The 20,568-nt window shown below is 71.2% G+C and carries 14 protein-coding genes; 10 read left to right on the top strand and 4 right to left on the bottom strand.

Annotation, left to right across the window (positions count from 1 at the left end; genetic code table 11):
* Positions 1-16: 16 nt before the first annotated feature.
* Positions 17-1,045 (top strand): zinc-dependent alcohol dehydrogenase family protein, encoded by a 1,029-nt coding sequence (locus WMF33_RS05320; RefSeq protein ID WP_437336117.1) that lies wholly within the window; start codon positions 17-19, stop codon positions 1,043-1,045.
* A gap of 178 nt (positions 1,046-1,223) precedes the next feature.
* On the opposite strand, the gene WMF33_RS05315 is transcribed toward WMF33_RS05320, so the two are convergent.
* Both WMF33_RS05315 and WMF33_RS05310 read right to left on the bottom strand, forming a co-directional pair.
* Entirely contained in the window at positions 1,224-2,588 is a 1,365-nt protein-coding gene (locus tag WMF33_RS05315) for a TfuA-like protein (RefSeq protein ID WP_437336116.1), read from the bottom strand.
* Complete coding sequence (locus WMF33_RS05310; protein WP_437336115.1) at positions 2,585-3,841, bottom strand: YcaO-like family protein; 1,257 nt, start codon at positions 3,839-3,841, stop codon at positions 2,585-2,587. The genes WMF33_RS05315 and WMF33_RS05310 overlap by 4 nt, the downstream gene beginning before the upstream one ends.
* 316 nt (positions 3,842-4,157) lie before the next feature.
* On the opposite strand from WMF33_RS05310, the gene WMF33_RS05305 reads away from it, so the two are divergent.
* The 4 genes from WMF33_RS05305 (at position 4,158) to WMF33_RS05290 (ending at position 11,620) form a co-directional block, all read left to right on the top strand.
* Positions 4,158-6,170, top strand: coding sequence for a hypothetical protein (locus tag WMF33_RS05305; protein WP_437336114.1), 2,013 nt, complete (start codon positions 4,158-4,160; stop codon positions 6,168-6,170).
* A 168-nt stretch (positions 6,171-6,338) separates the two neighbouring features.
* A complete protein-coding gene (locus WMF33_RS05300) occupies positions 6,339-6,533 on the top strand; it encodes a hypothetical protein (RefSeq protein WP_437336113.1) in 195 nt (64 codons plus the stop codon).
* Positions 6,534-6,707: 174 nt separating this feature from the next.
* Complete coding sequence (locus WMF33_RS05295) at positions 6,708-8,876, top strand: hypothetical protein (protein ID WP_437336112.1); 2,169 nt, start codon at positions 6,708-6,710, stop codon at positions 8,874-8,876.
* Positions 8,873-11,620: a M23 family metallopeptidase gene (locus WMF33_RS05290; protein ID WP_437336111.1), complete on the top strand. Its 2,748-nt coding sequence runs from the start codon at positions 8,873-8,875 to the stop codon at positions 11,618-11,620. The genes WMF33_RS05295 and WMF33_RS05290 overlap by 4 nt, the downstream gene beginning before the upstream one ends.
* A gap of 33 nt (positions 11,621-11,653) precedes the next feature.
* On the opposite strand, the gene WMF33_RS05285 is transcribed toward WMF33_RS05290, so the two are convergent.
* Positions 11,654-12,160, bottom strand: coding sequence for a DUF1993 domain-containing protein (locus WMF33_RS05285; protein WP_061629424.1), 507 nt, complete (start codon positions 12,158-12,160; stop codon positions 11,654-11,656).
* 377 nt (positions 12,161-12,537) lie between these two features.
* On the opposite strand from WMF33_RS05285, the gene WMF33_RS05280 reads away from it, so the two are divergent.
* Together WMF33_RS05280 and WMF33_RS05275 are read left to right on the top strand one after the other, a co-directional pair.
* Positions 12,538-14,043, top strand: coding sequence for a carboxypeptidase-like regulatory domain-containing protein (locus WMF33_RS05280; protein WP_437336110.1), 1,506 nt, complete (start codon positions 12,538-12,540; stop codon positions 14,041-14,043).
* A gap of 119 nt (positions 14,044-14,162) precedes the next feature.
* A complete protein-coding gene (locus WMF33_RS05275) occupies positions 14,163-14,705 on the top strand; it encodes a hypothetical protein (protein WP_437336109.1) in 543 nt (180 codons plus the stop codon).
* A gap of 107 nt (positions 14,706-14,812) precedes the next feature.
* Here the strand turns inward: WMF33_RS05275 and WMF33_RS05270 are convergent, their stop codons facing one another.
* The gene (locus tag WMF33_RS05270; protein ID WP_437336108.1) at positions 14,813-16,717 is read right to left on the bottom strand and encodes a response regulator; all 1,905 of its coding nucleotides are present in this window, start codon (positions 16,715-16,717) and stop codon (positions 14,813-14,815) included.
* A gap of 91 nt (positions 16,718-16,808) precedes the next feature.
* Between WMF33_RS05270 and WMF33_RS05265 the strand changes: the two genes are divergently transcribed.
* The 3 genes from WMF33_RS05265 (at position 16,809) to WMF33_RS05255 (ending at position 20,567) form a co-directional block, all read left to right on the top strand.
* The gene (locus WMF33_RS05265; protein WP_437336107.1) at positions 16,809-17,732 is read left to right on the top strand and encodes an RNA ligase family protein; all 924 of its coding nucleotides are present in this window, start codon (positions 16,809-16,811) and stop codon (positions 17,730-17,732) included.
* A 612-nt stretch (positions 17,733-18,344) separates the two neighbouring features.
* Complete coding sequence (locus WMF33_RS05260; protein ID WP_437336106.1) at positions 18,345-19,367, top strand: trypsin-like serine protease; 1,023 nt, start codon at positions 18,345-18,347, stop codon at positions 19,365-19,367.
* 174 nt (positions 19,368-19,541) lie between these two features.
* Positions 19,542-20,567 carry a trypsin-like serine protease gene (locus WMF33_RS05255; protein ID WP_437336105.1) on the top strand — a complete coding sequence of 342 codons (1,026 nt, stop codon included), beginning with the start codon at positions 19,542-19,544 and terminating at the stop codon, positions 20,565-20,567.
* Position 20,568: the final 1 nt, after the last annotated feature.

Genomic DNA, 20,568 nt, shown 5'->3' with positions numbered 1-20,568 from the left:
CGCCAAGGAGCGTGAGATGGAAAACACGATGAAACGCTGGGTGATGGACGCGGTCGGTCGCGATCGGTTGAGGCTGGCGGAGGCTCCGATCCCGGCGCCGGGGCCAGGTGAGATCCTGGTCCGGGTCTCCGCGGTGTCGCTGAATTTCCGCGACAAGCTGGTGGTCGAAAATGGCATGGGCTTGCCCCTCGCCTACCCGTTCACGCCCGCGTCCGACATGGCCGGGGTGGTGGCGGCGACGGGCGCGCAGGTCACCCGCTTCGCGAAAGGTGATCACGTGATCTCGACCTTAGTTCCAGGCTGGATCGATGGTCACGCCCCCGGGACGGCGCGCTCGCCCGCCTACGTAACGCTCGGCGGTGCGCACCCCGGTGTGCTCGCCGAGTACGTGGTCCTCCGCGAGGACTGGGCCGTCACCGCGCCGCGCAGCCTGAGCGCCGCCGCCGCTAGCACGCTCCCTTGCGCCGGTCTCACGGCGTGGTTCGCGCTGGTCGAGCACGGCGATCTCCACGCCGGTCAAACGGTGGTGGTGCAGGGCACGGGCGGCGTGGCCCTGTTCGGCCTGCAGATCGCGGCCGCCCACGGCGCGGAGGTGATCGTGACGTCGAGCAGCGACGACAAGCTCACCCGCGCCAAGGCCCTGGGCGCGCGTCACGTCATCCACCGAGCGACGACAGACTGGGTGCAGGCCGTCTATGAGATCACCGGCGACCGCGGCGCCGATCACATCCTCGAGATCGCCGGGGGCGCGAGCCTGGGCCGCTCCTTGCAGGCAGCGGCCGTCCACGGCCGCATCTCGGTGATTGGCCTCCTCGAAGGGCTCGACTTCTCCGGCGCCTCGTCCCCTCTCCTGCTCAAGCGCCTCACAGTCCAAGGCATCGCCGCCGGCCACCGGCGCGCGCTCGAAGATCTGATCCGCGCGGTCGACCGCCTGGGCCTCGATCCGGTGATCGACTCCGTATACGCGTTCACCGATGTCCCGGCCGCGCTGGATCACCTGGATCGAGGACCCTTCGGGAAGATCGTGGTGAACGTCGGCGGGTAGGTGGACTGGGAGATCCTCGATCTCCGGGCGCGGCTCGAGCCCGCTCCCAAACGCAAGCCGAACGCCTGTCGGCCACGGGCCGAGCTCCTGCGCCGCACGTTCGCGATCGATGTCCTCGAGTGTCCAGCCTGCAAAGGCAGGATGAAGCTCGTCGCCATGGGATTTCGGACGCACGGCACTAACGCTCGTGAGCCTCGCGCAGCCGCACATAATGGTACTCGCGGAGCAGGGCGCGCAGGAACATCGGCTCGTCGCGGAACCCGGCCCGGCGCGCGGCCTCGGCGACGTCGCGGGGCGCGGCGCCCTCGCCGCGCCGCTCGAGGTACCACGAAAGGAGCGCTTCCCGCGAGAGCGGCGCCGCCGAGAGGTCCGGATCGGCGAGCCCGGCCTCCTCCAGCGAACGCTGCTTGTCGCGCGCGCGGGCAAATAGCCCCACATACAGGTCGTCGAGGCGCAGCTGGTCCACGAGGTGCGCGCTGATGTGGGGCGCCGCCCAGCGCTGCACCGCCGCGACCTGGGCCTCGCTCTCCATGAGGCGCGCGAACTCCTCGGCGCGGAGGCCGTTCTCGCGCAGCCAGCCCTCCATCGCGTCCGCGTCCCGGAGCCCGCGCGCGCGACGGAAGCTCAGGATCGCCGCGTCGACCTCCTCGCCCAGCGGGCGCGGCGCGTGCTCGTCCGAGAGCGCCTGGGAGAGCAGGCGCGTCAGCGCGCCCTTGCGCGCCAGCGTGTAGGCGACGGGGTGGAGCCGCGCCTCGTCGAGCAGCGCGCTCTGCATCCACGACCCCTCCCCGCCCTCGTCGCGCGGCTCGTCGAGCGGCGCGGCGGCCTGGCGCAGCGAGTCCCAGAAGATCGTCGCCTCGAAGTGATACCGCACCTGCTTCGGCGCGAGCCCGGCCGCGAGCCTCGCCTCGATCGCGCGCAGCATCGCGAGCGCGTCGGCGCGCTTTCGATCGACCTGGCCTTCGGGCAAAAAGCCCTTCAGGGCCGAGAGCTCTCCCGGGTCGAGCCCCGCGGCGGCGGCCTCCGAGAGCAGCCGCGGATAGCTGCGGTCCGGATAGAACAGCTGCTTCGCTATCCGCAGCAGCGCGGCGCAGGTCGCCGGCCCGACGACCCCGCGCGCCTCCGCCGCCGAGAGCGTGGCGCGGATGTTGACCATCGCCACGGAGAGCACGCGGTAGCCGTAGGCGGCGGGCGCGTGCGCGACGGCGACCTCGTCGTCGTCCTCCAGCTCGCCCCGCTGGTACGCCTCGAACACGTCGCCGACGCCCTCCATGCCGAACGGCGCCAGCTCCACCGCGCGCAGCGCGCCCATGCTGGCGCTGCCGAACACGTGGACGCCCTCGCGCATCGCCCAGAGGATCTCCTTGTGCCAGACCGACGGCACGCCCTCGAAATAGCCGTCGACGATGCCGATCACCGTCGCGCCCCGCTGCGCCGCGCGGTAGACGTCGCCGTGGGCCACCGGCGGCAGGATGACCGCGTCGAGCACCTCGGCCGCCTCGGCGGCGGACAGCGTCGGCCCCAGGAAGAGGTGGACCGTCATCGGGCCTGCCCCTTCTGCGCCCTGGCGCGCGCGCCGGGCACGTAGCTGCGGTCGCCGGACAGCGGCTCCAGGCCGGGCACCACCACGCGCACCACCGGGATCCCCAGCTCCGGGCGGGTCAGCTCGACGGCGATCGCCCGCTTCACGCCCGCGGCGCGGAGCTGCTCGAGCTCCCAGGCGACATCGGCGTTGAAGGTGTCGGCGTGGAAGGTCGGCCCCTCGGCGAAGCGGCGCCGCGGGCCGGGCCGCTCCAGCTCTTCGCGCGCAGCAGCGGTGATGTTCGGGTCGCGCTGCCGCACGTACTGGCTGGGCGTGCGATCGTCGCGGGAGCCGGCGATCTGGGTCAGCCGGCTCTGGGCCGCCTCGGTCAACGCGCGCAGGAGCGCGATCTCGCGCGCGGGGTGACAGCCCATGCCCTCCGTGACGCCGAGCCTGCACAAGGGGTTGTCGCGCCGGTCGCAGATCTTGCACAGGAAGGCGGGGATGCCGATGTCCGACGTGATCTCCCAGACGCCGACGGCGACCTCCGCGCGCGCGTACATGTCGAGCACCGCGCGGCAGCTCCCCTCCGGAACGCTGTCGAGCTCGATCCGCGTGGCCGCGCGCGACGCCGGGCTGCGCTGCCGCCACAGCGTCGTCGCGTCGCGCTCCACCGCCTCGCACAGCCCGTGGCTGATCGCCTCGAGCGCGCCGTTGCCGGAGGCCAGGCCGTTCGAGCTCGCGACGAAGCCGACCAGGGTCCGGTGCATCGCGACCGTGTAGTTGGTGTGCACCACCTCGAACGGCACCCACACCGGCTCGCGCTGGAGCAGGTCGACCCCCTCGACCCAGAGGATCGGCAGATCGGCGTGGAGCTGGGCGCCCGCGATGCGCGGAAGATCGTCGACCTCGACGGCGCGGTGGGTGTAGCGGAGCTCCTCGTACGAGGCCAGCTTGAGCGGCAGGTCGATCCGCTCCGCGTGATACGCCTCGACCGACTCCATGAGGCCGGACGCCTGCGCCGTCGCGAGATCCAGCCCCTTGCCCTGCGATACGGAGAGCGAGCGGGAGTTCGGCCGACAGACCATCACGACCGGAATACCGATGTTGTCGAGGCCCGTGACGTTGGCGACGCGGGTGATGCCCATGACGGGCATGAGGCGGCGCACCCGGCGCAGCGTCTCCTCGGGCGGCACCTGGCGGTGGGTGCCGGCGAGGTATCCCTTGGGGACCGGGCTGTCCAGCGTGCTCGGATCGAACCGGTAGGGCGCCATGGGCGACGGCTCGGCACCCTACCATGAAAGCGCGCCGGCTCGCCTCTCCCCTCGCGTTCGAAGACCCCCATGCAGGAGGTGACGATCCGCTCGCGGACGTCGTCCGACCCCTCTTCCCTCATGCCTCCGCCGTGCTAGAGCAGCCGCCCCGCGCCGTCGTCGACCCCGGGCCTTGACAGCCCGCCCGCCCCTGCTAAACAATCGTTTCAATCCTTTGTTTCATACGGATGTCGCAGGAGTCTGACTCCTTGACGTCGTCGCTGGCGGCGTCGCGCTCGCGCATCTCTTTCCTGTTTGCCTAGAAGGAACCTTGTACATGAGACTGAAGCATCTTCCATACACTTCAACAGCGATTGCATCGATTCTACTGCTCGGAGCGGCGGGCTCGGCGCACGCGGCCGTCTATCCTGCGAGCTCGTCCAGCGGTGGGCCCGGCGTGAGCGGGTGCACGGGCGGCGCGAACTGCACGAATGAAAGCTGGGGCGTCGACCTCAATGACAACACCGGATTCGTCTGGAACGTGGCGGGCGGCGCCGGCGGCAACGCGGACCTCTATGTGAAGATCGCCGTGCTGTCGCAGACCAGAGCGATGAGCCTCTGGCTGAACGGCAGCCAGATCGCCGTCGTCACGTCCAACGCCACGGAGAGCCCGCGCCCGACCGGGAAAGAGCTCGGCCCGTTCCCGGTGACGCTGCAGGCCGGGAACAACACGGTAGAGCTGCGGGACACGCAAGGCACCGCGGAGTTCGACGTGCACAGCCTGCGCGTCGAGCCGACGATCGCCGGCGACGATGAGCTTGAGATTGGGCTCTGGCGACTGATGTCCCGCGCCGACCGTGGCACGTTGAGCCGCGATGCCATCACCGGGCAGCTGGTCGGCGCCGATTACTCGGGCGGTGACTATCAACACTGGCGCTTGGTCGGCGTCGGCGCGAGCAAGTATCAGTTTTTCCACGAGGAGACCGGCCAGTGCTTGGTCGCGTCGAGCGGCACGACGGTGCTCGGCGGCTGCAGCGGCAGCGCGGCGGAGTGGACCGTGGAGACCCTGCGCGCCCGCACGGTGGAGCGCCCGGCCCTGCATCGCTTGCGCTCGAGCGGGAACAGCTGCGCTGTCCCCAACGGCGGCGCGCAGCCCACCCTGGGGACCTGCGACGACAGCGCGCGCTGGTACCTGGAGCCTGTCGGCTTCGGTGAGCGCCTCGCGAGCGTGGAGTTCGATTTTCATGGGCTCCTCCTCGTCAAGCCCAACACCAACGTCCCTGGCGTCACGCAGGGCTCGCTGTCGACCAGCGTCGTCGACGCGGTGCAGGTCGCCTTCGAAGAGCGGGTCGCTTACTGGATGGATCTGATCACGGACGGCCGGGTCGCTTGGCATGGCTCCAGCGTCGTATCCAACGATCCTATCACGTCGCTGTCGGGCTCGGGCAATGACAATTATCTGCCGGCGGCCGTCCACCTTCAGCAAGACGTGCAGAGCTTCGTGCCCCGCGGCGAGTACGACACCGTGCAGGTGTTCTTCACGCCCGGCGACAGCAAGCCGGGGGGCTGGGGGTGGGGCCCGGGGAGCAACTACGAGTCGAACTACACCATGTGGACGACGGTGAACGGGAAAAATACTTTCGCCTCGGAGTGGCTGTCCACCGTCAACAGCGAGCCTGCGGAAGTGTTCATCCACGAACCCATGCACGGCCTCGATGGGTTCTACGAAGAGCTGGGGGTCCCGCTCCCCGAAGGGGTGCTGCATGGATCCGAAGCCAATCGTTATGTCAAATCCAAGACTCCCGGCCGTTCGTACTTGCACTGGTACCGCGACTACTGGTTGGGGACCGTCATCGCCTCCGATGACACCTACCGCGGCTTCGGCCCGCGCGCGTTCGCCCAGATCACGCCGAGAGATTACGCGTTGAGCCCCGCGGTGGACGAGTACAAGATCGTGCAGCACACAAGCGGCAAATGCTTCGTCCCGCAAGGCGGCGCCATGAAGCCGGCCGACGACACGCCGCTGGTGCTGTCGAGCAACTGCAGCACGCTCGCCTCTTCCTTCAGGGTCCTGGCCAGCGGCCTGCTGAAGCATCTCCCGAGCGGACTTTGTATTCACCCGAACCAAGGCACCGCCTACAACGGCGTTGGCCTGATCCTCAACCCCTACTGCGGTCCCGAGGTGCGCCTCTCTTTCGACGTGACGTCCGGTGGGAGCCTGCAGAACAGCGAGACCGGCCGCTGCGTCCACCCGGAAGGTGGATCGGCGACCCCCGCCGAAGGGACCAACCTGATTTTTCACGACGGTTGCGATGAAGAGCGCTTGCGCTTCAACCTGGTCTTGCAGTAGACGAACCCGGTGCAGATCGTGAGTGATTCCATGCAATCGAAGATGAACGCCCTGATGCTATGTGTTGTCGGTGCCCTGGCGATGGGGTGCAACGTCTGTGAGGATCTGGACGCACGGATGTGCGCAGACCTCGGGGCAGAGGATTGCGCCCTCTGGCGAGAGAAAGGGATGAACTTCGTCGCCCAGGCGAAGTCGAGGCCCCGCCGAATGATGAAGGACACGCTGTTCGGGGCCGACGCGCAGACGTGCGAGTCAGCGGGGAGCGACGCGGCGTATTCGCAGATCCTCCAGGCGACGAAGACGCAGATGGCCGCCTACCGCAAGGCGCAGCAGGCCGTGGAGGCAGCGGGGAAGGGGAAGTAGGTGTGCGCCGCCCCGCGAACGCGCCTCCGCGGAGCTGCCCGCTCCGCGAACGGCTCGATCGCGGGGGCCTCGGGGCGCCGGCCTCCTACCCTGAACGGGCGCCCGTTCGCCTCACCCCGCCCGTGGTGATCGTTGACATGGCGAGCGCGCCCCGCGAGCATCGCGCGTCCAACCATGCGCCGACCTTCCCTCGCCTTGTGTCTCGTGGTGGTGTCGGCGCTCGCGTACGGCGGCCCCGGCTGCGGCGATGACCAGCTCTGCGCGCCGGGCGCGCTCTCCGCGTGCTTCCTCCCCGACGGCTCCCTCGGCGCGCAGCGCTGCAATGACGACGGCACCGCGCTCGGCGCCTGCGGCGTCGCGCCGGGGGCGCTCGGCGGCGGGTGCGGCGCCCTGGGCGAGGCGTGCTGTCCGTCGCTCCCGGCCGAGCTCCGCGCGGGCTGCGACGCGGTCGCGGCGCAGGCGGACGACGCCGCGTGCGACGACTACGCCGGCAGCGCGAGCGCGGCCGGGCTCTGCAGCGGCGGCGCCGCGCCGGACGGCGTCCCCTACGGCCCGGGCTGCGCCGGCCTGCTGAACGACTGCTGCGCGTCGTTGCCCGCGCGGCTCGCGTCCGCCTGCCACGCCACGGGATTCCGCGGCAACGAGGCGCTCTGCCGCAGCTTCCTCGAGCGGGAGGCCCAGGCGAACGGCCTCTGCGAGGGGGCCGATCCCGCGGCCGAGAGCTGCGGTTACCTCGCCGAGCAGTGCTGTCCCTCGCTGCCCGGAGGGCCGCGCGAGCGCTGCGAGGACCTCGCCGCCGAGGCGGACGCGGACACCTGCCTGGACTACCTGAGCGGCGCCGCGGACGCGGGCCGGTGCCCCACGCTCGGCGGCGGCGAGCCGCTCGCCTCGGCGGCCTGCGACGCGCTGCTCGAGACCTGCTGCGGCACGCTCGAGCCCGCGCTCGCTTACGAGTGCGACTTGAGCGCGCTCTCCGGCAGCCGCGCGCGCTGCGAGGCGTTCGAGAGCGCCGCCCGGGCCGCCGGCCTGTGCCTCGACGGCGGCGGCGGCGCGGGCGGGGGCTGCGGCGACACGTCGAGCGACGTGGACAACTGCGGCTTCTGCGGGAACGTGTGCGGCGACCAGCACGCCGTCCCCTCCTGCGCGGCCGGCGCCTGCTCGCTCGCCTGCGACCTCGGCTACGGCGACTGCGATCGCGACGCCGCGACCGGCTGCGAGGTCGATTTCGAGGGCGACGTGGACAACTGCGGCGCCTGCGGCAAGGGCTGCAGCGACAGGAACGCCGCGGCCGCCTGCGAGGCCGGCGCGTGCGTGCTCGAGTGCGACGCGGGCTTCGCCGACTGCGACGGCGAGGCCTCGACGGGCTGCGAGGTCGAGCTCGACGCCGACCCGTCCCACTGCGGCGCCTGCGGCAACGACTGCTCCGGCGGCGCCTGCGAGGGCGGGACGTGCGGCCCGGGCGCGCTCCAGCTCGCGTCGGGCCTCGCGGTCCCCTCCGCGATCGCGGTCGACGCCGCCGCCGTCTACGTCGTCGGCTTCCGGCCCGCCGGCGGCGTCGCCGTCCGCGTCGACAAGGCGTCCGGCGCGACGACCTGCCTCGCCACCGGCGCCGCGCCGGGCGCCGCGGCCTGCGGGGCGAGCGAGCGCTTCGAGGGCATCGCCCTGACGGACGCCGGCGCGCTCGTCACCGGCTCCGCCGGCGTGCTCCGGTTCCCGCCGTCCGGCGCCGCGACCACCGTCACCGCGAGCGTCCCCGACCCGTGGGCCGTCGTCAGCGACGGCGCCGCGGTCTGGTTCACGTCGCTCTCGCAGGGCGGCCTGTACCGCACCGACGCGCTCTTCGCCGGGCAGCTCGCCGCCGAGATCACCGGCGCCACCGGCGAGGTGGGCGGCGCGCTCGCCGCCGACGCCGATCACCTCTACTGGACCTGGGCGGACGGCACCGTCATGAAGCTCCGCAAGGACGGCTCCGAGCCGCGCCAGATCGCGTCGGCGCAGGATTTCGAGCGCACCAACCTGACGCCGCAATACCTCGCGGCCGACGCCGCCCACCTCTTCTGGAGCACGCCGAGCGGCTATCTCTTCCGCCTCGACAAGGACGGCTCCGGCCTCGTGGCGCTCGCCGACGGGCAGCCCGGTCCCGCGGGGATCGCGGTGGATCCCGAGGGCGGCGGGGCGCTCTACTGGGTCAACCGCCTCGGCTCGGTGCGCCGGGTGCCCAAGGCGGGCGGCGCCGTGGACACGCTCGCCGTGGGGCAGACCGGCGCGATCGCGATCGCCGTGGACGAGGCGTTCGTCTACTGGGCGACGCAGGCGGGCGACCTGCGGAGGATCGCCAAGTGAGCCTCTCCCGCAGGCCCGGCCGCCGCGCGCTCTCGCGGCTGTGCGGCGCGGCCGCCGTCCTGCTCGGCGGCGGGGGGGTGATCGGCGTGGGCTGCGGCCAGGAGCCGCCGGTGGGCGACGTCGCGCCGCCGCCGCTCGGGCCGCAGGACGACACCGATGCGTGCGAGTGCGCCGGGGGCTTCTATTACAACAACCAGCCGATCCCGCTCGCGGAGACGCGCTGCGATACGTTCGTGTGCGGGCGCGACCTCATCTCCTACCAATGCCTCGACGGCGACACCGCCGCCGACACGTGGCGGAGCTATCCGGAGAACCGGTGCGGCGATCTCGCGTGTCCGGCCGAGGGGACGTTCTGCGGCGAGGACATGGTGAACGGCGAGCCGGCCGCGCTCTACCAGTGCCCGGGCGCGGGGCAGATCCCGCTCGAGTGGCGCATCTGCCCGGGCGGCTGCGAGGACGGCGCGTGCACGGGCGAGGCGAGCGGCGAGTGCCCGTGCGAGACCCCGCCGATCCCGGGGGGCGAGCGCATCCCGGTGCGCTGCGGGCTGACCCTCTGCATGCCGACGGGCGTCGGCGGCGCCGGCGTGAAGCAGGTGTGCACGGCCGAGGGCTGGCGCAACCTCGGGCTCGCGTGCAATCAGCCGCAGGGCGATTGTCCGGCGTGCCGCGGCGTGCAGGGCAGCTCCGGCCGCGAGATCACGACCACGGCCTGCGGCGCGGAGGTGTGCGGCCTCGGCGTCGGGAACCAGAGCCGATGGGTGTGCGGCGAGGAAGGCTGGCTCGACCTCAACCTCCCCTGCGATCCCGGCGCTTCGAACGGCGAGGCCGGCGCGGCGCTCGGCCGGTGTCCGGTGGAGTTCCGCGACAACGACGGCCAGTGGAAGCCCGTCGAGCCGGGACAGACCTTCTGCGGAGATCAGGTGTTCGGCGGCCGCGCCAACAAGGACCTCGCGATCAACCTGGGCGAGCTGGACCTCCGCATCCACGGCAGGGCGGATCGGCTCTACGCCTGCCCGGGCCCCGGCGCGCGCCCCGTGCCTTACCGCGACTGCGGCGGGCGGGGCGGGAGCGGCGCGTGCATGCGCGTGCGGGAGATCCCGCCCGTGCGCTGGCACGAGGCGATCGGCGCCCATCCCGGCGCGAACGAGCCGAAGATCCGCGACTGGGACCGCTGCGACGAGTCGTGCCCGCCGGTCAGCGACGCCATTCACTACTTCCCGACCTACACCAACGGCGGCACGCTCGCCCAGTGCGAGCACGTCTTCTGCGGACAGGACGTGATCACGGGTCGCGTCGGAACGCTGTATCACTGCGCCTACGATCTCGTCAGCGCGAACTACACGTGCCCGCCCGTGAGCGACACGGCGGTCGTGGGGCGCCCCGTCCCGTACGAGGAGTGCCCGGGCGGCTGCGGGCTCCGGGACCTCACGAAGAGCAGCGACAGGTGCGACGCCCACTCGGAGCAGCAGCCGCACGGCATGCCCGATCCCACGCCCACGCCGAGCATCACGTCGACGTGCGATCCGATCGTCGACTACCAGGGGAACGCGGTGCCCGTGCGATCGCTCCGCATCGGCTCGCAGGTCTGCGGTCCCGGCGGGCAGGTGCTCGCGTGCGACGAGCGCCAGCTGAGCCGCCCCGACGGCTGGCGCGCCACGGGGATCCCCTGCGGCACCTCCTGCGGCGTCTGCGGCCCCGACCCGTACGGCGACCAGACCCCGGTCTGCGCGTACTTCGCCGACGCGGAGGGCCTCGCGTGCGACGACGCGAGCTTCGCGCAAAGCTGGAACCCGTGCTCGAACGCCCCTGGTGTCCGGATCAACACCCCGGCGTATTGCGGTCACAGCCTCCCCGGCATCGACCAGGGCGACCCGAACATGCTGTATGTCTGCAAGGCCTATTGCCCGCGCTGGGAGGGCGGGCCGGGGCACATGGCTCCGTGCGAGGGCTCCGAGGGGCTCGGCGGCGGCGGTGTCCCCCGGACGCGCCGCTACTTCCTCGATCACACGGTGTACTGCGCCCTCGGCTGCCAGGGCAATGGGGCGGCGAAGAGCGACGAATGCAAGCGGCCCGGGGGCGGCAAGCGGGCGGCTCCCATCGACGACAGCCGCGTGATCCGGGGGTTCGGCGTCGTGGCCGAGGACTACGGCGGCCGCCACCTCGGCGAGGATCTCGTCAGGAGCTCGGGCGGCACGGCGGGCGCGGAGGTGCACCCGGTGGCCGACGGCCGGCTCCTCTGGAAGGGCTTCAACGGCTCGCAGTACCTCGGCGTGGCGCTTGTCGAGCACCCGCCCAAGGACGGGACGGGGGAGCGCTACTGCTCGTTCTATGGCCACCTGGACGTCGACGGGCTGGCGCCGGGCCTGGAGGCGGGCCAGAACGTGACGACCGACGACGTGCTCGGGAAGGTGGTGCGCTGGGACGATATCCCCTCCCTGCACAACCTCTACTTCGATAAGAAGTGGACCGAGTGCCCCGACTCCTCGGACGAGTTCACGTGCTACGGCGACGGAAGGACGGACAACTCGCACCTGCACTACACGGTGCTCTCCGACGCGGAGTGCCGGCGCTTCGCCGGAAGCAGCAGCGCGCCCTATGGGTACGACGAGTGCAAGACGCCGGATGAGGACGCCGTCGCCCTCACCGCGATGAAGGCCGCGGACGGATGCACGAAGCCCATGGACGGTGCGACGACGGAGGGATACGTCTCGCCGACGTGGTTCATCGAAGCGCCGCCGCAGTGAGCGGCGGCCTCCGCGGCGGTGACGGCCGCCCGCTCAGGGCTTGCCGAGGAAGTCCATCTTGCCGATGTCGAGCCCGTTGTGGCGCAAGATCGCGTAGGCGGTCGTCACGTGGAAGAAGAAGTTGGGCAGCACGAAGCCGAGCAGGTACGGCAGGCCCTTGAACTTCATCGGCTGATCGCGCGTGGGGATCGTGACCTCGCGGTCCTCGGAGCCGTCGATCTGCTCGGCCTTCAGGGTGTTCAGGAACGCGATCGTCTTGGCGATGCGGGCCTGCAGATCGTCGAAGCTGGCCTCGTTGTCCTCGTACTTCGGCACGTCGACGGCTGCGAGCCGCGCACCACAGCCCTTGGCGCTGTCGCTCGCGATCTGGATCTGGCGGGTGAGCGGGAGCATGTCCGGGGCGAGGCGCGCGTCGAGCAGGACGCGCGGCTCGATCTTCTTCGCCTCGGCGTACGCCTCGGCCTTCTTGAGGATCGCCGAGAGGTTGTTGAGCCCCCTCACGAGCACGGGGACCGACGCCTGATACATCGAGATCGCCATCTTCATCTCCTTGCTATCGCACGGTGCGGAAAGCGTGTCCCCCGTACGTCAGGGGCAGCGCGGTGCGGGAGCACCGCCTGTGGGGGCGCGCGCGGGCGCGAACATAGTGGTCGCCCCGCGCCCCCGGCAAGCGCGCCAGCGCACAGAAATCGCCTGGGGCCTCCCGACCGCTCCCGCTCCCGGCAGGGCGCGGGCCCGCCGGCCGCCGCGCACGCCGCCGCTGAGCGCGCGCCGCGGAGGCGCTCCGCCCCGTGGAAACCACGTGAAGTAATGTAAAGCCTCTTGACGTACCGGGCTTTCGACCTTTTTAGAGGCCCAGGATCGGGCGAGCGCCGCCGCGTCCGCTGGTTCCACCTGTCTTGAAAGGATCCTTGTCGATGAAAACCAAGTTACGGCGATCGCCCTCTCGCCTGCTCGCGCTCTCCGCCCTTGCCCTGGCGTCCTGCGGAGTCGAGCCGCTCGAGGAGCAGCCGCCGCTCGGCGGCGCCGAGGCGGCGTTGAACGGCGCTGTCGCGATCGCGGGGCACGTCGGCAACGACGCGTCGAACGCGGGGATGAGCGGCGTCATCGTGCAGCTCAGCGGCGCCGCGAGCGCGCAGGCCGTCACCGACAGCCACGGCAACTTCCTCTTCGCCGGCCTGCCCGCGGGCGCGTACACGCTCACCGCGGTAAAGCCGGGCGCGACGCTCACGCCGAGCACGGTCAACCTCGGCAGCGTCACGACCGACCAGATCCAGAGCTTCACCTGCGCCGGCGCGTGCGGCGGGGGCCCGGCGGTCGATCCGTACAAGGAGATCGCGATCGTCGACCCGTCGGTCACGCAGGACGCGCGCGCCTCGAACGCGACCGGCGGGCCCTGGAGCTTCCGGTACCTGATCGAGCAGATGACCCCGAGCGGCGTCGATCCCGCGGATTTCGTGGCGGAGTGGCTGGAGGGCTTCCAGCCGCTGACGATCAACGGCTATCCCACGACGAGCCGGGGGATGTTCTCGCTCTTGAACCTCTGGCCGACGCGGCCGGACGGCAAGCTCGACCTCGCGCAGGCGCCGTTCCGGCTCCTCGGCATCTTCAACCGGACCGACCTGCACGCGAGCGGCAGCGGCGAGGCGCGCTTCGTGTTCGGCATCGTCCCCCCGAACCACTTCATCGGCGGCATGACGGTGATCTTCGAGTACCGCCTGCCGACCAACTCGATCGCGCCGGACCGGCACAGCTGGATCGCCCGCTTCCACGCGCTCGGGCAGCGCGCCTTCGGCGCCCAGTACAACCAGGAGCTCCAGGCGATCACGGATCTCTTCACGCAGCGCGGCGCCGAGCGCAGCACGATGGGCAACCCCAACGCGAGCGCGCTCGCCCAGCTCCGCACGAGCGAGGATCTGATGGGCGCCCCCTGGTCGTGGCGGGAGTTCCACCTCGTCCCGGAGCCGACCGGCTATCAGGCCTTCCTGCGGCTCGCGGAGGCCGCCCAGACGCCGGATCAGCAGCTCAACGGCGACGCCGGCCTCGAGGCCTTCCTGCTCGCGAACCGCACCGGGATCATCGCCGGCGCGACGCCGCTCGATCCCTCGTTCCTCGGCGGAGAGGCGGAGGGCAACATCGTCCCTTCCGCCACGAAATGGGTCTTCCCCGGCGTGGACGAGCCGCTGCGCCACGCGTTCGCCGGGCAGACCTGCAACGGGTGCCATAACGCCGAGACCCAGCAGCTCGCCACCTTCTATCATGTGGCGCCGTTCGCGACCCCCGGCCCCGACGGCACCGGGGTCCTCTCGAGCTTCGTCAAAGAGGTCGAGATCCCGCGGCGGGTGAGCTTCATGCAGAACCGGCTCACCTGCGCCCCGCTCGCGGGCGACTGCTCGCCCGGGTCCGAGTCGGTCGCGCCCTGATCTTCCGTTTGGCGCCTGAACGCGGGCGCGCCGATTCGGTCGATAGCGGTGGCGCGCTCCGGAGGAGCGCGGCGGTGGTCCTCGACGGCCGCGCCGCCGCCGCGCTATAGGGGGAGGTCATGCGAAACCCTCTTGTCCTCTGCTTGATCGCCGCAGCGCTCGCGGCCGCGTGCGGCTCCACGACGACCGACCCGGACCCGACCGGGAGCGGCGGGTCGGCCGCCAGCTCGACGAGCGCCAGCTCGACGAGCGCCAGCTCGGCCACCGGGACGTCGTGCGTGCCCGGCTCGACCATGTCGTGCACCTGTCACGCCGTGCGCCCTCCGGGCGTCGCGACGTGCCTCCCCGACGGCAGCGGCTACGGGGCGTGCATGGACGCGGACGGCAGCGACTGCGCCTGTCCCCTGGGGCGCGGCGACGGGTGCTGTGCGGGCGACGGCATCTGCTGCGCGTGCGTGCAAGGCTGCGATCGGAGCTCGGATCCCCAGCAGGATGCCGAGACGGACGCGCTCATCGCCTGCGTCTGCGCGGCGGGCGTGTGCGCGGACGAGTGCGAGGTGGAGTGCGCCGGCGGGGGCATCACGGCGGACTGCGCCCCTTGCGTGCAGCAGGCGGGCATGGACGCGTGCAAGGCGGAGTACGAGGCCTGCGGCGGCATGTGAGCCCCGCGGGCGCGCTCCGCGAGGTCGCGGCGCGCGTCATTTTCGGTGCACGAGCGAGCGAAGCTCCAAGCACGCCGCGCTCGCGCTCCGGTCCCCGGACCTCCCCGCTACGTCCCCGCCCCCGGCTCCGCCGCCTTCGCCGGCAGCAGCGCCTCGACCCGGCGGATCAGCTCCGCCGGCTCGATCGGCTTCGGCAGCACGCGCCCCCCGTACGCCGCCAGGAACCGCCGGCTCACCTCGCTCGTCCCGCCTCCGGTCATGAACAGCACCCGGTCCGCGAGCGCCGGCAGCTCCGCCTCGATCCACTCGTGGAGCTCTATCCCCGAGCCTTCCTGCATCACGAGATCGCAGAGCACGACGTCGAAGCCCGCGTCCCGCCGGAGCGCCCTTTGAGCCTGCGCGCCCGAGCCCACGCACACGACCTCGTGCGATGACCCGAGCAGCCCCCCGAGCGCCCGCAGGATGAGCGGCTCGTCGTCCACGACGAGGATGCGGGCGCGCCGCGCCGGCCCCTCGTCGCGCGCCGGCGCCGGCGGCGCCGCGGGCTCGGCGCTCGTCCAGACGGGCAGCCGGACGCGGACGCAGGTGCCCACGCCGGCCTTGCTGCTGATCCCGATGCTCCCGCCGCACGACTCGACGATGCTCCGGCAGATCGCGAGCCCGAGCCCGGTCCCCTCGCCCGCGCGCTTCGTGGTGAAGAACGGCTCGAACAGCCGGGGCATGTGCTCCTCGGCCACGCCGCAGCCCGAGTCCACGACCTCCGCGACGACCTCGCGGCCCTGCTGGCGGGTGCGCACCTCGACGAGGTTGTCGGCGACGCGCCCCTCCCGGATCGACTGCGCCGCGTTGATCAGCAGGTTCACGAACACCTGCGTGAGGCGCCCCTCGGCCCCGCCCACGCGCGAGACCGGGGCGAGCTCGCGCACCACGCGCGCGCGGTGCTTGATCTGCGCGTGCACGATGTTGAGCGCGCCCTCGATCACCGCGTTGACGTCCGTCGGCCCGATCGCCTCGTTCGCCTCGCTGCGCGCGAACACCCCGAGATCCCGGACGATGTGCATCACCCGCGCCGCGCCGTGGCGGGCGTCGTCGAGCGGCTGGGCGAGGTGCGCCGTGGCCGCGCCCTGGCTGGCCAGCCGCCGGATCTCGCGGGCGAGCAGCTCGAGGTTCGCCACCACGTACGCGAGCGGGTTGTTGATCTCGTGGGCCACGCCCGCCGCCAGCTGGCCGACCGCGGCGAGCCGCTCGGTGCGCTCGAGCCGCAGCCGCAGCTCCTCGGCCCGGCGCCGCCCGGTCACGTCGCGCAGGAGCGCCATGCGCGACGGCCGCCCCTGCCAGTCCACGTCGACCCATCGAACATCGATGAAGACCGTGTGCCCCCCGAGCTCCAGGCTCGTCTCGCCGGCCGGCAGCGCCACCGGGCAGCCCCGCCCGGCGACGAGGCGCCCCTCGCCGAGCAGCGCCTCCGCGGCGGGGTTCGCGAACAGCACCGCCCCGCCGGGGTCGAGCACGATCACCCCGTCGGCGCTGCGGGCGATGAGCTGGTGCAGGTTGGCCTCGTTCTCCCGCGCCTCCGCCATGGTCCGCGCGAGCTGCGTCACGAGCTGCTGGCGGCTGACCGCGTAGCGGATGGCGCGCCACAGCGCGTCGGCGTCGAGGCTGCGCTTCACGAGGTAATCCTGCACCGAGGCGCCGAGCGCGCGCTCCGCGAGGCGCACGTCGTCGTGGCCGGTCAGCACCACGATGGGCACGTGCGCGTCCACGTCGCGAATGCGCTCGACCACCTCCAGGCCCTCCCCGTCGGGCAGGGAGAGATCGAGGAGGACGACGTCCCACCCCTCCTTCACGCGCGCGAGCCCCGCCGCGAGCGTCTCCGCGTGCGCGAGCTCGGCGCGCTGCCACGGCACGGCGTCGAGGTGGCTCTGGACGATCGAGGCCGCGATGGCGCTGTCCTCGATCAAGAGAAGGCGAAAGCGCGGCGCCGGCGGAGCCTGGCTGGATTCGGCGGACATAGGTGACCCCCCCTTCGATCAAAGAACTCGAAGGCTTTCCCGGAAGTCAAGCACCTAACGCGGGCGCCGGCATCCGCGTTATCGTCGCGCAATGGAGTTCCTCGCCTTTCCCAAGATGCCGTGCCTCGGCGCAAGCGAGGCTCCGACCTGGGTCGCGCTCGAGAAGCTCCACGGCGCGCAGCTCGTGATCGGCGTCGACGCGGCCGGCGTCCGCTTCGGCAAGCGCAGGGAGTGGCTCCGGGACGAGGACCCGTTCTTCGGCTGGCAGCTCCTCCGCGCGTCGCTCCGGGACGCCGCCCGCGCGGCGTTCGCGGCGGTCGGGGCGGAGCGGCTCGTCCTCTATGGCGAGCTCTTCGGCGGCGGCTATCCCCACCCGGACGTCCCCGCTGGCGGCGCGATCCCGGTGCAGACCGGCGTCTGGTACGCGCCCGATCTGCGGTGGGCGGTCTTCGAGCTCCGCGCCGTCGACGGCGGCGAGGACGCGTTCCTCGCCTTCAGCGAGGCGGCGCCGGTCGCCGCCGCGGCGGGGCTGATGATGCCCCCGGTCCTCGCCCGCGGGCGCAAGGCGGAGATCGCCGCCCTGCCCGAGCGCTTCCCGTCGCGCGTCGCGTCCGCCCTGGGCTTTCCGCCGCTCGGCCCGGCCAACCTCGCGGAGGGGCTGGTCGCCAAGCCCGATGTCCGCATGCCCGCCGGCGCCTACATGGCGTTGAAGCGCAAGATCGCCGAGATGCGGGAGGACCGCTTCGACGAGAGCGCGCCGTGGGATCCGGAGCGCCCGGTGGATCTGCCTACGCTGATCCGCTGGGGCGAGCGGCTCGCGAACGGCCCGCGCCTGGCCTCCGCCGCCTCGAAGGTCGGGCGCCACGATCGCGCGGCCGTCGACGCGGAGGCGGCGCTCGACGTGCTCGTCGATCTCGAAGCGGCGTTCCCCGGCGCGATGCGCGCCCTCTCGCGCGAGGACGGCGAGGCGCTCGAGCGCGCCGTCAGGGCGGCCGTCGCGGGGCTGCCGATCTAGCGCCGCGGTGCCCCTGGGCGAACCTGCGGCGGCGAACCGTCGCGGCTCGTCGCTCACGCCGGGATTTCCCGGGATCGGGGCGCTTCTCCGGCCCAGCGCGCGCAACGAGAGGTCCTCCGCCCGCTGATGCGCGAGCGCGCGCAACGCAGCATCGATGAGCGCCTGCCGGAGGTCGCCATGATGGTAGGCGCTCGACGTCCCCGCGACGACGTTCATGCACGATTTTGCCCCGACGCTGCAGCGTAGCTCCTCGTCGGTCACGTTCCTCCTTGCCTGGAGGTCCTGCCAAGCTGCCCGCCGCCGAAGGGCGCGGGCGCGGGCGCGGTGCCAGCTCTGCGTGCCAGCGGTGCCAGCGGTGCCAGCGGTGCCACCGCGCTCCGAGCGTCGGGTGACCTTCGCACATTGGCCGATGTTTCCGGCGCAGATCCCGCGGTGCGCACGCATCGAATCGCTGAGAGCCGCGCGCGGCACGGCGACTGCAAAGAGCGGCGACTGCAAAGAGCGAGGACCGAGCAAGCGCGCGATGCGAGATACGCAATCGCGGCACGCCCTCGGGAACGCTGGGCGGCCAGCACGACGGCAGCTCATCCTGAGAATCAAGGAGTGAATCTCGTGACCAATCTCATGAAACTGAACCGGCTTCACAGCATGTACGCAGCCCTCGGGCTCCTCGCGTGCGCGGCCTTCGCGCCGGCGTGTGTGGCCGAGGGCGCGACCGGCGACGGCGAGACAGAGCTCGCGACCGGCGGCGACGAGACCGAGCTCGTCGACAGCGGCTCGAGCGCCATCATCAACGGGACCGCCGCCACGTCGTGGATGCGGCGGCGGGTCGTGTCGCTCGGCAACTGCACCGGCGTCATCATCAGCAGAAATCATGTCCTCACGGCCTCGCACTGCAAGCCCGTCGCAGGGACCACGATGGTGCAGTTCTATAGCACCAGCAACACGCCCGACTCGCCTAGCACCGGCGTCACCGACGTCGTCTTCAGGCCCGGCGTCAATCCGTGGATTGACGACCTCGAAGACACCGCGGGCGACTACGCCGACATCGCGATCCTCACGCTCGCGAGCCCGATCCCGTCGACCTCTGTGGTGGCTGGCATCGACGTCAATTACCCAGGAGAAGACGGGACCGGCACCCAGGTCGGCCGCGGGCGGCATGACGACGTGGCCAACCCGACGAGCTTGCTGAAGTATGCGACGAACGGCCTCTATTCGGACAACGTGGATGGCGGATACTTCTACACCAACGACGAACGCACCAACAAGGGGGACTCGGGCGGACCGATCTTCACCCACGGGCAGCTCGTATCCGGAGTGCTCTTCGGCGATGCATGGGTCGCCTTCGCCACGCGCAACAAGTACACGAGCACGGAGTACTACTTCGAGTGGATCCTCGACAACATCGGATACACCGGGAACGGCGTGTACTCGCAGACGCTGACGAACAAGTTCATCGACGGCTGGCCGTACGATCTCGTATCCGGCAACCTGAGGAAGTGCAAGTACGTCTGCGAGCACGATTCGCAGTGCATCGCATACAGCCACGTCGCCGTGGACAATCACTGCTTTCTTTACGACGACATGGGCGAAGGACCGGTGACCTTCAGCGGCGGCACGACCGGCATCAAATGAGGCGCGCGGCACGGCGCGGGCTCACCAGGAGCCCACCACGCCGCCCAGGCGCCACCCGATGACGCCGCGCCCATCTCACACAACCCAACGCATCATGGCGTTGCGGCACGCCCTCGGGAACGCTGGGCGGCCACCTCTACGGCAATTCATCCTGCGAATCAAGGAGTGGATCTCGTGACCAATCTCTTCAACTTGAACCGACTTCACCGCATCTACGCTGCCCTCGGACTCCTCGCGTGCGCGGCCTTCGCGCCGGCCTGTGTGGCCGAGGACGTGACCGGCGACGACGAGGCAGAGCTCGCCGCCGGCGGCGAGGAGACAGAGCTCGTCGACAGCGCAGCGAGCGCCATCACCGACGGGATCACCGCCTCGGGGTGGATGCGGACGCGGACCGTGTCGCTCGGCAACTGCACGGGCGTCATCATCAGCAGAAACCATGTCCTCACGGCCGCGCGCTGCAAGCCTGTCGCAGGGAGCACGACGGTGCGGTTCTATAGCACCAGCGACACGCCCAACGCGACCGTCATCGGCGTCACCACCGTCACCTACAAGGCCGGCGTGGATCCGTGGAACGACGACTTCGAAGACACGGCGGGCGACTACGCCGACATGGCGGTCCTGACGCTCGCGAGCCCGATCCCGTCGACCTCCGCGGTGGCCGGCATCGATCTCAATTATCCCGGAGAAGACGGGAGCGGCATCCAGGTCGGCCGCGGGAACCACAACGGGACGGTCAACACGACGAACGCGCTCAAGTATGCGACGAACGGCCTCTATTCGGACAACGTGGACGATGGATACTTCTACACCAACGACGAGCTCGCCGATCCTGGGGACGCGGGCGGGCCGATCTTCACCCACGGGCCGTTCCTGTCGGGGGTGCTCAGCACCAACACGTGGGTCGCCTTCGCCACGCGCAACAAGTACACGAGCACCCTCTACCACTTCAACTGGCTCCTCGACCGCATCGGGTACACCGGGAACAGCTCGTACTCGCAGACGCTGCAAAACAGGTTCATCGACGGCTGGCCGTACGATCTCATCAACGGCGATCTGAGGACGTGCAAGTACGCCTGCGAGCACGACGCGCAGTGCATCGCATACACCCACGTCTCAGCCCCGGAGAACGATTGCTATCTCTTCGACAACATGGGCGACGGACCGGTGACCTTCAGCGGCGGTACTGTCGGGATCAAGTGAG

It is taken from the genome of Sorangium sp. So ce394 (genome assembly GCF_051474665.1).
Taxonomy (GTDB): domain Bacteria; phylum Myxococcota_A; class Polyangia; order Polyangiales; family Polyangiaceae; genus Sorangium; species Sorangium cellulosum_D.
The sequence above is the reverse complement of the archived record's forward strand: the minus strand, read 5'-3'. Positions and strand labels throughout refer to the sequence as shown.